Source organism: Corynebacterium sp. HMSC074C01 (assembly GCF_001814605.1).
GTDB lineage: Bacteria > Actinomycetota > Actinomycetes > Mycobacteriales > Mycobacteriaceae > Corynebacterium.
In genome coordinates, this window is sequence record NZ_KV817297.1 from 51,776 (window position 1) to 65,009 (window position 13,234).

The following is a 13,234-nucleotide window of genomic DNA, read 5'->3' on the forward strand; positions in this document are numbered from 1 at the left end:
TAGTACCTCCAGATCTGCCCACGCAGGTTTTAGTACTAAACCTTCTTCACCACGGCAGGCTTGAGCTTCATCTCGCCAAATCCATCAATCTTGCAATCAATGTTGTGGTCCTCTTGGCCGGTGCCGGCGTCGACGTTCAGGCGGATGCCGCGCACCTTGGTGCCAGCTTTTAGCGGCTGCTGCGCGCCCTTGACCTTGAGGGTTTTGGTGATGGTGACCGTGTCGCCGTCGGCAAGCGCGTTGCCCACTGAATCCACGATGGTGAGGGCGGCTGCCTCTGCGGCCGAGTCGCTGGCAACAGCGTCGGTGGAGAACTCGTGCGCGCACTCCGGGCAGACGATAAGCGGCGGCATTTCGTAGGTGTACTCAGAGGAGCATTCGGGGCAGGGCGGCAGAGTTGCGGCCGAAGTATCAGACATAGGGGAGAGTTTAACCTGCGTAGCACGAAAAGATGATCCTTCTCTCATTCCATTGATAGATACCCGGGTGGGGTATAGGCTTGAGTAAACACAATCGGACCCATTCGGAAGACTTATGAAACGCCTCATCGCCCTCACCACTGCCTGCGCCGCAGCCATCACCCTGTCCTCTTGCTCTACTGACAGCCCCGTACCGAGTGAAGCCTCGAAGAGCGCCGCTGCCACCACCGAGGTCCAGCAGGTCTCCGCCGAGGAGATCCAGGCCGGGTTCGATCTCGAAGGGTTGGATGGCCAGGAAATCGTGGACAAGCTGGACCGCCAGTCCAAGGACGAGCGCAATAGCGATCTCCTCGCATCCGTGCGCCCGAACGAGCTCATCCTCGCTACTGAACAGGGTCAGGCCTCCCTGCCGCTGCCGGAGGACAAGTTCTACCTCTCTATTGCGCCGTACCTCTCCCGTACGCACGACTGCTTCAACCACTCCCTGACCACCTGCACCGGTGAGCTCAGCCAGGAAGACATCCACGTCACCATCACGGATGACAAAGGAAATGAGCTAGTCAACGAAGACACCACGACGTTCGACAACGGCTTCATTGGCTACTGGCTGCCGGCCGACAAGAAGGGCACCATCACCATCGAGCAGGACGGCAAGACCGGCGAGGTTCCCCTGGATACCTCTGACGAAGGCGGTACCTGCGTGACCACGCTGCAGATGGCATAATCTGCCCACTCACTCACCACGGTGAATCCCACCTCCTGGGGTTCACCGTTTGTCGTTTTATGGTGTCCACGCAGTGCTTGCCGACGTCAACAGTGTTCTGGGCAAGTCCCCATACGGCCACTCCCTGAAGAAATCTCCGAGCAGGCAATTGACCACAACAAGTCCGCTGGTGTCGTCAACTCTGTTCCTTTTAGCCACGCCACCCCGTCGGCGCCGGCTTCTTGGGCGCAGGCGTTGTGGCTGCCCTGCTCGGCGCCATCGCCGCATTCCTGCAGTCTGTCGGCGTGGTCAAGGCTGACTTCTCCGCTCTGCAGAAGATGTTCCGCTAAGCACTACAGCACTATGCACTAAAGGATGCGCTGAGCATTCAGCCCCCACGTAGGCCCTCCGCTTCGGAAGCGGAGGGCCTACTGCGCCTACTGGGAGGACTCCTCTAGGCAGTCATCCAGGAAGTCCATCAAGGTCGTAGCGTCATCGGATCGGAACAGTTCATCGAGGGCAAGGTTGAACTCCAGCCGCCGCGCGTGAGGGGTATTCAATGCGCTGTATCCATGACTCAGCAAGAGGCCGGACGCCACTAGCCTGGCGGTCCGCTTATTCCCATCGAAATAGAACTGGCTGCGTGTTGCAGAACAGAAATAGGCCAACGCTTGCTCGACGGGGTCACCACTTCCCTGAAGGGAAGCCAACAGATCAGCATGGGCTTCGCCCAACTCTTCAGCAGGGTCGAAGGGGATGAACCCGCCGTCCATGAGCCGCACGCCACCGCCGTCTCCCTCCACGTGGCCTTCACCACGGAAAAGGCCGGCATCGAGAGCCTCGTTCCTTGCAAGGACAGCATGAAGCGCGTCACTGGTGGCTTTGTCCACCGCAAATTCTTGTTGGATGACCAGCTCATGGAGCAGGTTGAACGCTTCTGACAAGTCCAAGATCTGTTGCTGCTCAGCAAGTGCCTTCCCACCCACAGTGACGCCATCGAGCAGAGTGCGGACTTCCGGGAGAGTGAACGTGTTTCCTTCCAGCGCGGCGGCATTCCACACCAAGTCAGGAAGTTGCTTGGTTAGTCGAAACAGCGCACGCTTGGTCCCCAACTCCGCAATGAGAGGTCGCTCATGGTGCTCCCAGCTCACTCGGCTCGTCGCTCTTCTCATCACCTATGCCCTCCCACATAGTTTTCTGCGCACACATCAATGGCAAGCTGATGCGGTGATACGTAGTGTATTCCGGCTTCATTAGTTGCGCCGGTGAGCTCTTCACCAGCGACAGGCACGAGGGTGATTCCTCCGGATACGGGCTCAGCACTCGCACGAATCCGAGTGGGCAACGAGGGCACGATGTCTGCTGGATTTGTGCACCAAATCAACGTCGAGTGAGGCTTTTCTGCTCTACCAGCGCTTTGCTTCGATCTGCGTTGAGCTGCAAAAGCACCCGACATCGCCCACGGCTGCCCGCTCGCATCAACCGCCGAGGCAATCGTTATGGGATTTGACGGTAAGAAGTGGAGAGCCCCGTGGCGGCCATATGGGTTGGAGGCCCACGCGGCCCGTTCCATGAGAGCCTGGTAGCTGCCACCGACGGCCGCAGCGTCACCCCACTGCACAAAGCGGTCAATCCAGGCTTTAACGTCTGGTTCTTCGCTGCTGAGCTCCCCCAGGAGAACTCGGGCGGCTGTCGCGGCGGCGGCATCGCTCATGCGGTGTACCTGTACGGAAACCTCGTATCCGAGCACGCGCATTACCTTGGCCAACCCGGCCAAACTCGGTTGAGCTGCCCCACGCAACCACAGATTGAGCGTATTTCGTGACACTCCCGAGCGCCGCGAGATTTCGCTAAGGCTCAGCGGGCTTTTCTTGAGGAGTTGTAATGGGTCCATAGCCCCACTATAGCCAGCTGTCCTATGCTTAGGACACCTGTCCTACCGTTAGGACAATCAAGCCCTCTACCAGCGACATGGCAACAGGACCCCGCCGTGTCCTATGATGAAGCAAATGAGCGCGGAGATTTATTCACTTCCCACAACGCCGTTGGTCACTACCGACATCGCCGAGCAGGGTCCCCGGATTTCACTGCGCCGGGGGAGCAACATCCTCATGCTTCAACTGCCCGCCACGTACCCCGAAGCGGAACTGACGGATCCACGATGGGTGGTCAAGTCCCATTTCATCGATCGCCCCCACTCGGTGCGTGAATTCGCCACCGAAGAGCCGCTGGAAGTCGGCATCCCCGGGCCGTTTACCCGCATCGAGGTCACGCTGCGCGATGGCGACGAGGCCCTCATCGAAACCATCACCTTCACCGGCATCACCGAGGACGCACCCTTCATCGTCTATGACCGCACCACGCTTATCGCGCCGCAGGGCACCCTCAAGGACGCTAAGCCCCTCGGCATCTGGGCCGGCTGGGAAGTGGGCCCACTGCCGGATCAGGTTAAGGTTCCGCAGAGGGAACCGGTGGACGTCGCCAAGCACGGCGATTTCGAGTGGGACTTTGACGTCGCCATCCTCCCCAACGCCCGTGGCCTCGACAACGAGCCCGTGTTCACCAAGTCCCCGCGCGTGCACCTCATCGCGGAAGGGGAGTGGCGCATCGATCTCACCTATGCGCCCCTCGGCGGCGAGCAGGAGGAGATTTCGGAGCAGACCTTCGACGCGGGCATCGCCGAACCTTTCCCGGGTGACCTCTACGAAGACCCGTGGGTGGGCCGCTACAAAGTGTCGCTGTGGCACGACGAGGAGCTTGTCGACGTCCGCTTCATTTCCCTCGCCGAGGGCCTCCACATGCGCGCCACCAACGACGGTCCGCGCGGCATGGATTTCCGCATCATCGATGCTCTCGGCGCGCACTCGGCCTTTAGCTACACGTTGGCTTCCCCGCCGAAGAAGCCCATCGCGTTGGAAAAGGGGCTGCGCACCTTCGAGGACACCGAGGTCTCGCGCCGCGAGGTCGTGGCCAGCGAGGCCGGCTATGAACTGGAATTCGATGTCTGGCCCGAGGCCCTGTTCAGCCGCGTCAAGCGCATCGGCCTGGAGCCCACTGAGCACTCCGATAAGCCGGTGATTTTTGCCGGCCAGCTCGATCAGGACGACATGTTTACCGTCCACTCACCGCGCCCGCTGCCGCTGGCGAAGTTCGTCACCATCGATGGCCGGCAGAAAATCAAGGAGCTGGCGCGCACCTCGAAGACAACGCAGGCGGTCACCAGCCTCGCCGTTCCCAACGCCGCGCTGGCCAACGCCGTGCGCAAGCAGCCCTCTGCCGAACTTTTCCTCATGTGGTCCACGCTGTCCTACGAGGACTACCTGGATTCGCTCCCGGCAGAGGAGCGCGCGGCCCACGAGGCCCGCAGCCTGGAGCGGCGCATCGTCGAGTACGAGGCTTCCGCATCCACCAGCCTGATCTATGCGGCGCTGGCCACCGTCCGCAAGTCCCCCTTCGTCAGCCGCGGCCTGCTCAACGGCGATGAGATTATCATCGAGCAGAACGCAGAACCGCAGGCAGATTTAGTGGGCTGGGCCTGGCCATTGGCCGAGCCCACCGTGGCGCCTACCCAACTCACTCCCACCGAAGAGGGGTTTGAGCTGCCCGCCGACCTTGCCGAGCAGGGCTCATTGCTTGTCGACGTCCGCGAGCTCCGCGCCTCCTCCAACCTCGCCGCCCCCGCTCGCCCCTCCAGCGCCTCCATCGTGGTCACGCCGGAAGGCTCGCCGGCGGCGCTCGCCTCGAAGGACTGGACCCCGGAGCAGCTCTGGGGCACCTTCCGCGCGCTTCACGTGCTCTCGCAGCGCAGCCCGAACCCAAAGCTGCAGGCGATGTTCGACAGCACGATTGATCGCCTGCGCGCCCAACCGGAGGACGCGCTCCACGCCCTGGCGCGCACTGGCGTTAGCGTGAACCAGCAGGCCCGCTCGCTCGCGCGCACGCGCTTGTTCCACTCGCCGCTGGAGCCCACCGCCGAGTCGAGCGCCGATAGCTACCTGGATCTCCTGCTCGATCCTTCCGCCAGCGAGAACGCGGAGCTGAACGCCGTGCGTGAATCCGGCGCCGATGGCCTAACCCGCCCGATGCTGCTGAATGCTGCGACCATTCACAGCCCCACGCCGCCCGTCGATGATCTGATGGGGGAGGCCGGCCGCGTCGCCGCGCTGCGCGAGTGCTTTGCCAACAACGGCGCACTCGATGCGCTGGGCACCATCGAGCACCTTCGCAAGGACGCCACGGCGCTGGCCTCGCTGGTGCAAAACGCAGGCGTTGACATGTCCGTCAGCCACACCCTTATCGCGTTGGGCGCCTTTGCCAGTGGCAACACCGCCGATGAGCTCAACGCCGCTGCCTGGATGCCCTATATTTCCTATGCCTTCGCCCTGGCCTCCCGCGCTGCGGCGAATGACATCATCATGGAAAGCCCGCTGCTCAAGGAGGACATGCCCATGCTTGCCGACGTCCTCCCCCTCGCCCCCCGCCTCTTCTTCTACGACCTCGTGACCGCGGAGGCGCTCTTCCACGATCGCGACATGTGAGCGCGTGAGGTGTGCCACAATAGGTGAGCATGAAGGTTATCTCCACGAACGTCGCTGTCCGCCGCCCCGAGCCGCACGGGCGGCACGAGTACACGGGCATCGATAAGCAGCCACGCCCCCTCCTGGATCTGGAAATACCCGGGCCCAACTACGGTGACGGCTCTGGCGTGGTGGGGGATTCCATCGGTGACCACGCCCACCACGGCGGCGCTGAGAAGGCCGTGTATGCGGTGGCCCGTGAGGAGCTCGATTACTGGGAGGGCACGCTCAACCGCGTGCTGCGTGATGGCTACTTCGGGGAGAACCTCACCACCGAAGGGATTTCTTGGTCGAATATGCTGATCAACCAGCAGATTCAGGTGGGGGAGTGCGTGCTTGAAGTGTCTATCCCGCGCACGCCTTGTGCCACCTTCTCCGGCTGGATGGACGAGCCCGGTTGGCTCAAGTCCTTCACGGAGCGCGGTGATTGCGGTTCCTACCTGCGCATCATCGAGCCTGGCCGCATCACTCCTGGCGATGAAATTACGCTTATCGGCCGCCCCGACCATGACATCACCATGGGCATGGCCTTCGCGGCCAAGATGGGGGACAAGGAGCTAGCCCGGCGCGTCGTGGACGCCGGCTGCCTTGCCGCAGTCCACCACGATCAGCTGGTTAAGCGCCTGCAGCCCCGCGGTTAGCTAGCCATTCATAGGTTGTCGCTTGTGAACCGCGCGTGCCATCCATACGCACGAATCGTGCCTTCACCAGTGACTTCAGCGCATATCGGACCTGCGCTCGAGTAAGGTTTGTGGCTGTTTCTATTTCGCCGATAGACAGCGGTTGTGCCGCCGTACGCAGCGCCTCCGCTACGCGCGGGGCGTTAACACCCAGGCGTTCCAAGGTCACTGGTGCATCCACTCGTCGTTCCGGGCCGGTGCCTGATTCCTCCTTGCGTAGTGGCTCCCAGATACGGGCCTCTCCACGAGTGTCCGGCCGCCACATCTTCACCGTAAATTGCACGCCAGAATCTATCAGGTCAGGCTCCGGTAATCCTTGCTCTCGCGCGGCATCCAGCATGAGCTGCACGCCGCCGCCTTCGCCCTCAATAACAAAAGAGCCATCGTCTGCTTTGAGATATCGGCACAGTCTATAGAGCCGCTGGTTAATCTCCTGGCGCGCCAGATCTCTCGACTTGAGCTGTTCAACCGTCAGATCCCGTAGGCCTCCTGGACTGGAGATAACCATCTTGTCCGGTAATAGGCGGACATCAATCGATTTACCCGCACCCAACGTATTTGGCCCAAGATCACGGTGCACCAATGCATTAGCCACGGCCTCTCGAATGGCCGGAAGGGGAAGTTCAGGAACTTCCACCATTGATCCGTCCTCTCGATATCGCCGTACGGCGGCTAAACGTTGCCTTACCCATCCCATTACCGAGTTCAACAGCACCGGAACGGGCCCCTCAAAGGTCTCCAACCCCAACACTCGCCCGTGCTTCGAACCATTTGGTAGCCTTTGCGCCACCGTTACTGCTAAGGAGGGAAAATGCCCTTGGGGATAGAAACCCAGCGCATACAGGCCAGCAAGCGTCAGCTCTCCAGTCGCGGTCGTCACCGCTAGCGCCCGTAAGACGTCCTCATCTTGAGTAAGTCCCGATAGTCGCCGATTCTTTTTCCGCGCCTGAACCAAGAAATCTTGCACCACGTCGCTATCTAGGTCTGCAAGGCTCGTGCCTTCCACAATCGTCGTGTCATAGGACACTGCCTCTTCGGCATGCAGCTTTGCCACGTCCATCATGCGCAGCTCCGAGGCACTCATACGGTAGTCCCCATCAGCCATTCGAAGATACGCTTCTCCCCTGTAGATAGCAGGCTTATCAATAATCGGAAGACCCGTAACCTCCGCAATCACGACATGCGTGCCATCTATTGCCACACTGTCGGTATGCACTGTGACTGGAGGGGTGATGGCATGACGCGCCTGCGAGGCCAGAGCAGCCTCCATCTCCGAAGGATTCTCAATGCCAGTGACAATGAATCCTTCCTTCTCATTGACACCGAGAATGATAAGGCCGCCACTCGGCATGTTTGCGAACGCGCACAATGTCTGCGGTAGAGAGTCCGGAATGCCCCCTTGAGCGGTTTTGACCTCGACTGTTGTTGAATCACCGCCGCGCAACTCAAGCTCAGCCAATAGCTCTCTCAGCTGATTCTCGGACCAATTGTTCACGATGAATACCCGCCCTCAATGTTAACAATGACGGCTCAATGCTAACTTCATTCCTCTTCAATGACAAGAGTTCTCATTGATCTTCCCATTGAGGTGTCATTGACATTCTCATTGAGGCCAAATTATGGCCCTGAAACCCCGTATGTTTAAGCTTTATCTAGCGCATAAACCGCAATGAGTGGTTGGATAAGAGTTATCCAACCACTCATTTGCTGTCTGACGAATGGATAGCCTCTACAAGCCTCACTACGTTACCGAGAGCTGGATCCCCGAATCAGGCTCCGGCACTCCCCGGCGCGATAAGGCCGGAGGTCCTTTTTAGGTCTATGTCCCTGACCATCTTGTAAGTAAGGCATGGAGTTTTCCCCAGAGCTCACCAGCCGGGCAGCACGTATCGAGCGAGAGATCTTGGATCTCAACCGTCATGCTGCTTCTGGCCAGTTGGAATCTGTGGCCCGCTTACTCATGCGTTCTGAGGCGATTTCTTCCTCACGCATTGAAGGTATTGCGCCCAACGTCGACAAGGTTGTCCTCGCGGAACTCGCCCAAAAGGAGGAAGTCCGCGGCTTTAAGGAAAGCGCGGAAGAGGTTGCGCGTAACCTCACCGTTCTGTGTTCCATTGAGAAGAGCTTTGCCACCGAACCAACATCTCCATCGGCCTTCTTGAAAAGCTCCAAAGAGAGTTGATGGGGGAGAAGGGCTCTATCCCCACTGGTCTCCGCACTATTCAAAACTGGATTGGTGGAAGTAACCACACACTCTTTGGGGCCGAGTTCATCCCAGCGCCCCCACGTCTAGTCCATGACCTCGTAGACGACTTATGTCTTTACCTCGATGGCGCTTCGCACGGTGCTCTTATCCAAGCCGCGATTGCTCACGCTCAATTCAAAACGATTCACCCATTTGCAGATGGCAACGGCCGTGTGGGCCGTGCTCTCATTCATGGGATTCTTCTGCGTCGCGGACCTACTGAATACACCATTCTGCCGGTAAGCCTCGTCCTCGATACGTGGTCCAAATCGAAAGCTACCTGCCTTTTCGCACCATCAAGCGTGGTAAAATCCTCACCATGGAGCGCACGTATAAGTGGGAGCATGTCGAGACTCCCCTCATCCGGAACGAGGCCGCAGTTCATTTTTTAGGAGCCGGTTTGACCGCTTCCGGAGTGCAATACGGCGATGGATACAAGGCCACGTGGGAGCTGCGCGCCGCGGAGAACTGGGTGACCGAACGTGTGTCGGTGAACGTTGAAGGCGACGGATGGGGGCGAAGCCTCGAGCTGTTAAGGTCCGAACAAGGCGTGTGGTCGGCGGAAACCAATGAAGAGGGCGCCCAGCCTGAAGAGCTGCCCTCCCCCGGTATCGTCCAGTCAGCCGACCTGAAAGCCGCACTCGATTGCGATCTCGGTCTGTGCCCTCTCACCAACACAATGCCTATTCGTCGCTTGACGCTGCTTGAGACTCAGGTTCCGAAAACGCAGCTGATCATGGCTTGGATTGATATACCGTCCCTCCAGGTGATCGCATCAGACCAGTACTACAGCTCCGTCGATGCTGAAACTGTCCGATATGAAAGCGGAACACGGGGAGTCGACGTCGAGTTGGAGGTCGACGGTGACGGCGTGGTCGTACACTACCCTGATCTCGCACGGCGGGTCTGATCCGGAAGCAACTCTAACTAAGCTGGGCGGTATGAACGACCTGACCATCGCGCCTGGCCCAGGGATCCCCGGGGGTCTGGTCATCGTCGCCGCCGACCTGACGGAGCGGTTCGCGAAGTCGTCGGGACCAGGTGGCCAAGGCGTCAATACTACGGACAGCAAAGTGCAGCTTTCCGTCGATATCGCTACGTGCTCATCGCTTTCCGACGCCCAGCGTCGCCGCGTCCTTCACAACCTCGAACACCGCCTGGACGACACAGTGCTCACCGTGAGCGCGTCGACGCAGCGCTCGCAGGTCCGTAACCGCACCGAGGCGCGAGAGCGCATGGCCGCCCTCTTGCGTGAGGCGCTCGCTCCGCTTCCTCCTCCGCGGCGCAGGACCAAGCCGACGCAGAGCTCGGTGCGACGCCGTCTCGAAGCGAAAAAGCGGCGCTCGGAACTCAAGTCCACGCGACGGCGGCCCCAAATTTCCTAGTTCGAACCATCCGCGTGCATATCCTCACGCTGACGGACCTGGTTCGGGTAACCGCTACGCTGAGACAGCTTGGACCGGTTGAATCCGCTCTCGATTCCACAGACGCTCAGTGTCCTTGTCAGCGAACGACTGGATCATGCTTCACCCTATCCCCCATAACGCGAAACATCAATAACGCTACACGTTAAGTTTGAACTCCACGGTATGTAGTTGCAAAGTTACTTTCTCGTTAGCCTGCAACAATCAGAAAACTGTAATTACGTCAGCGCACAGAGAACATATGGGCGCATGGAAACACGTAAAGGTTTTGCGGGATGGCGTGGACGTCAACGTGAGATTCTGGAGAATCTCGCCGCCCACGTCGCTCCCGCGTTGGGTGGCAGCCGAACCACAAAGGATCAGTCATCTGCTATCCCATCGACTAATTCCTGCAGGTCGCAGGACCTACGCGTAACCGTCAGTTCAGTGCATTTTGAATAGTTCAGCACACGTTGTATTATTCAGCACATGCTGACTATTGCTTCGCGCCTCGACGTCATGAACCGGCTCGGCCGGGCCATGGCTGATCCGACGCGTTCCCGAATCCTGATGACCCTACTCGACGGTCCGGGCTACCCGGCCGAGATTTCGCAAAGCTTGGATCTGACCCGCTCGAACGTCTCGAACCACCTGTCCTGCCTACGCGATTGCGGCATCGTCGTCGCTGAGCCGGAGGGCCGTAAGACCCGCTACGAAATTTCCGATCCGCACCTCGCGGCGGCGCTCGAAGCGCTGGTCAACGCGACGCTGGCCGTCGACGAGAATGCCCCCTGCATCGACACTGAGTGCTCGGTGCCCGGCTGCGGCGAGAAAGGAACGGACGCATGAGTTCAGCATGTGGATGCGAACACGAACCCGCCACGGAGATCGAAGAGCTCGATCGGCCATGGTGGAAGGACCCCGAGCTACTGCTACCGATCTTCTCCGGCGTAGCCCTCATTACAGGACTGGCGCTGGACTGGTCCGACTTGGAGACGCCCGCAACGGTACTGTATTGGCTTGGCCTGCTGTTGGGCGCTTACACGTTCGCACCTGGAGCGATCCGGAACCTTGTCACGAAGCGCAAGCTCGGCATTGGCTTGCTTATGACGATCAGCGCGGTCGGCGCGGTGATCCTTGGTTTCGTCGGAGAGGCCGCGGCGCTGGCGTTCCTGTACTCGATCGCCGAGGCGCTGGAAGACAAGGCGATGGACCGGGCCCAAGGCGGACTGCGGGCACTATTGAAGCTGGTACCGCAAACCGCGACCGTGCTGCGCGACGGTACGACGGCCAAGGTCACTGCGAAGGACCTTGAGGTTGGCGAGCTAATGGTCGTACGCCCCGGGGAGCGGATCGCCACGGACGGCATCATTCGGTCCGGACACTCCAGCCTTGACACCTCAGCGATCACCGGAGAATCCATTCCGGAGGTGGTTGCGCCCGGCGACGAGGTACCCGCGGGAGCGATCAACTCCGCCGGTGTGCTGGAGGTCGAGACGACCGCAGCTGGAACGGACAACTCGCTGACCACACTCGTCGACCTCGTCGAGCAAGCGCAGGCGGAGAAGGGTGACCGCGCCCGGATCGCCGACCGGATTGCCCGACCCCTCGTGCCCGGGGTGATGATCCTGGCGGTGCTGGTCGGCGTGATCGGCTCGCTGTTGGGCGACCCCGAGACTTGGATCACCCGTGCGCTGGTGGTCCTGGTCGCAGCGTCGCCGTGCGCGCTGGCAATCTCCGTGCCGCTGACGGTCGTGGCCGCGATCGGCGCGGCCAGCCAGTTCGGAGTAGTCATCAAGTCCGGCGCGGCGTTCGAGCGACTCGGCGGCATCCGTCACCTAGCGGTAGACAAAACCGGAACCCTTACCCGCAACCAGCCCGAGGTTACCGGAGTGGTCCCGGCAGACGGATTCGATCGGGCGCAGGTGCTTTCCTTCGCGGCGGCGGTTGAGCAGCAGTCGACGCACCCCCTCGCCGCGGCGATCGCGGCAGCGGAGCCCGAAGCACCCACCGCCTTGGATATCAGCGAGGAAGCCGGTCAAGGCATCGGCGGCACCGTCGAAGGCCGACGGGTGCTGGTCGGCAGCCCCCGATGGATCGACGCCGGACCACTGAAGGCAGACGTTGAGCGCATGGAATCCGAAGGCCAGACCTGCGTCCTAGTCACCGTCGATGACGCTCTCGCCGGGGCGATCGGGGTGCGCGACGAGTTGCGGCCCGAGGTGCCCGATGCCGTGCAATCCCTGCACGACAACGACGTGGAAGTGAGCATGCTCACCGGCGATAACACTCGCACCGCCCAGGCACTGGCTGAAATCGCCGGAATCGACGACGTGCGCGCCGAGCTGCGACCGGAGGACAAGGCAAGCATCGTCGCCGAACTCTCCTCCAAGACGCCGACGGCGATGATCGGCGACGGCATCAACGACGCGCCGGCACTGGCGGGCGCAACGGTGGGCATTGCGATGGGAGCAACCGGCTCTGACGCCGCGATCGAGTCCGCTGACGTCGCCTTCACTGGCCACGACCTCCGGCTGATCCCGCAGGCGCTGCAGCACGCCCGCCGAGGCAGCAGGATCATCAACCAAAACATCGTGCTGTCTCTGGCCATCATCATCGTGTTGATGCCACTGGCGATCAGCGGTGTACTGGGCCTGGCCGCCGTCGTCTTGGTACACGAAGTCGCCGAAGTCATCGTGATCTTGAACGGCCTGCGGGCTGCACGAGCGAAACGCTGAGGCTGTGACCGGCAAGTCTTATAAGGGTTAAACCACGCGCCGAGCGCACACACACGTTGGACCAGGCGAGTCATTCGAGTTCACCACCTGGTCCTTCTCGATGCGTGCAGGCACGGGAACTGTGGGTGAACCTAATAGTTCAACGGCCCGATAGCGCTTGCAGATTCTTCACACGAGGTAGCGGAATGGACCGAGGCCGAACGAAAACCGGAGTTAGAGACAGCGCTCTTCAACATACCCCCAATAACGCGAAACGTCATTAGCGCCTCGCGTTACACGTTGAACTTGAACTCGACGGAGTGTCGTCGCTATTTAACGTGTGCGAGGATCATTTCTGGACCCCACCCCACTCGCTGGCATGAACCTTGCACACAGCCACGGCGATGGTCCCTGTACGGCCTTGCCGACTGAGCGCCCGGCACCCCCATCACAGACGTTCGTGCTCCACATCCTTCGCTCAAAGCAGACT

13 protein-coding genes are annotated in these 13,234 nt (G+C 60.5%); 9 read left to right on the forward strand and 4 right to left on the reverse strand.

The genetic code is table 11. From position 1 onward, the window contains the following. Window positions 1-35 precede the first annotated feature (35 nt). The gene (locus tag HMPREF2978_RS09590; RefSeq protein WP_070745233.1) at window positions 36-419 is read right to left on the reverse strand and encodes a zinc ribbon domain-containing protein YjdM; all 384 of its coding nucleotides are present in this window, start codon (window positions 417-419) and stop codon (window positions 36-38) included. 115 nt (window positions 420-534) lie between these two features. Here HMPREF2978_RS09590 and HMPREF2978_RS09595 point away from each other — a divergent pair, with 115 nt between their 5' ends. Continuing rightward, on the forward strand, window positions 535-1,143 hold the full coding sequence (locus tag HMPREF2978_RS09595; protein WP_070745236.1) for a CueP family metal-binding protein: 609 nt from the start codon (window positions 535-537) through the stop codon (window positions 1,141-1,143). Between the two features lie 416 nt (window positions 1,144-1,559). Here HMPREF2978_RS09595 and HMPREF2978_RS09600 read toward each other — a convergent pair whose 3' ends face one another. Together HMPREF2978_RS09600 and HMPREF2978_RS09605 are read right to left on the reverse strand one after the other, a co-directional pair. Next, on the reverse strand, window positions 1,560-2,294 hold the full coding sequence (locus HMPREF2978_RS09600) for a Fic family protein (protein WP_070745239.1): 735 nt from the start codon (window positions 2,292-2,294) through the stop codon (window positions 1,560-1,562). Then, the gene (locus HMPREF2978_RS09605) at window positions 2,294-3,016 is read right to left on the reverse strand and encodes a helix-turn-helix domain-containing protein (protein WP_143342285.1); all 723 of its coding nucleotides are present in this window, start codon (window positions 3,014-3,016) and stop codon (window positions 2,294-2,296) included. Before HMPREF2978_RS09605 ends, HMPREF2978_RS09600 begins: the two co-directional genes overlap by 1 nt. Window positions 3,017-3,131: 115 nt before the next feature. On the opposite strand from HMPREF2978_RS09605, the gene HMPREF2978_RS09610 reads away from it, so the two are divergent. After that, window positions 3,132-5,660: a hypothetical protein gene (locus tag HMPREF2978_RS09610; protein WP_070745452.1), complete on the forward strand. Its 2,529-nt coding sequence runs from the start codon at window positions 3,132-3,134 to the stop codon at window positions 5,658-5,660. A 29-nt stretch (window positions 5,661-5,689) separates the two neighbouring features. After that, window positions 5,690-6,340 carry an MOSC domain-containing protein gene (locus HMPREF2978_RS09615; protein WP_070745245.1) on the forward strand — a complete coding sequence of 217 codons (651 nt, stop codon included), beginning with the start codon at window positions 5,690-5,692 and terminating at the stop codon, window positions 6,338-6,340. Here HMPREF2978_RS09615 and HMPREF2978_RS09620 read toward each other — a convergent pair. Continuing rightward, the gene (locus HMPREF2978_RS09620) at window positions 6,315-7,874 is read right to left on the reverse strand and encodes an ATP-binding protein (protein WP_062036601.1); all 1,560 of its coding nucleotides are present in this window, start codon (window positions 7,872-7,874) and stop codon (window positions 6,315-6,317) included. The two genes, HMPREF2978_RS09615 and HMPREF2978_RS09620, sit on opposite strands and share 26 nt — an antisense overlap. A gap of 354 nt (window positions 7,875-8,228) precedes the next feature. Here HMPREF2978_RS09620 and HMPREF2978_RS13475 point away from each other — a divergent pair, with 354 nt between their 5' ends. The 6 genes from HMPREF2978_RS13475 to HMPREF2978_RS09645 all read left to right on the forward strand — a co-directional run bounded on the left by HMPREF2978_RS13475 (window position 8,229) and on the right by HMPREF2978_RS09645 (window position 12,765). Next, window positions 8,229-8,561, forward strand: coding sequence for a Fic/DOC family N-terminal domain-containing protein (locus tag HMPREF2978_RS13475; protein WP_005530810.1), 333 nt, complete (start codon window positions 8,229-8,231; stop codon window positions 8,559-8,561). Continuing rightward, entirely contained in the window at window positions 8,561-9,016 is a 456-nt protein-coding gene (locus tag HMPREF2978_RS13480; RefSeq protein ID WP_083312556.1) for a Fic family protein, read from the forward strand. Before HMPREF2978_RS13475 ends, HMPREF2978_RS13480 begins: the two co-directional genes overlap by 1 nt. Then, a complete protein-coding gene (locus HMPREF2978_RS09630) occupies window positions 8,944-9,534 on the forward strand; it encodes a putative glycolipid-binding domain-containing protein (protein WP_210398346.1) in 591 nt (196 codons plus the stop codon). Before HMPREF2978_RS13480 ends, HMPREF2978_RS09630 begins: the two co-directional genes overlap by 73 nt. A 31-nt stretch (window positions 9,535-9,565) precedes the next feature. Further along, on the forward strand, window positions 9,566-10,009 hold the full coding sequence (gene arfB / locus HMPREF2978_RS09635) for an alternative ribosome rescue aminoacyl-tRNA hydrolase ArfB (protein WP_070745248.1): 444 nt from the start codon (window positions 9,566-9,568) through the stop codon (window positions 10,007-10,009). Between the two features lie 507 nt (window positions 10,010-10,516). After that, window positions 10,517-10,876: a Cd(II)/Pb(II)-sensing metalloregulatory transcriptional regulator CmtR gene (locus HMPREF2978_RS09640; RefSeq protein ID WP_070745250.1), complete on the forward strand. Its 360-nt coding sequence runs from the start codon at window positions 10,517-10,519 to the stop codon at window positions 10,874-10,876. Next, window positions 10,873-12,765, forward strand: a complete 1,893-nt coding sequence (locus HMPREF2978_RS09645; protein ID WP_070745253.1) for a heavy metal translocating P-type ATPase — start codon at window positions 10,873-10,875, stop codon at window positions 12,763-12,765. The genes HMPREF2978_RS09640 and HMPREF2978_RS09645 overlap by 4 nt, the downstream gene beginning before the upstream one ends. Window positions 12,766-13,234: the final 469 nt, after the last annotated feature.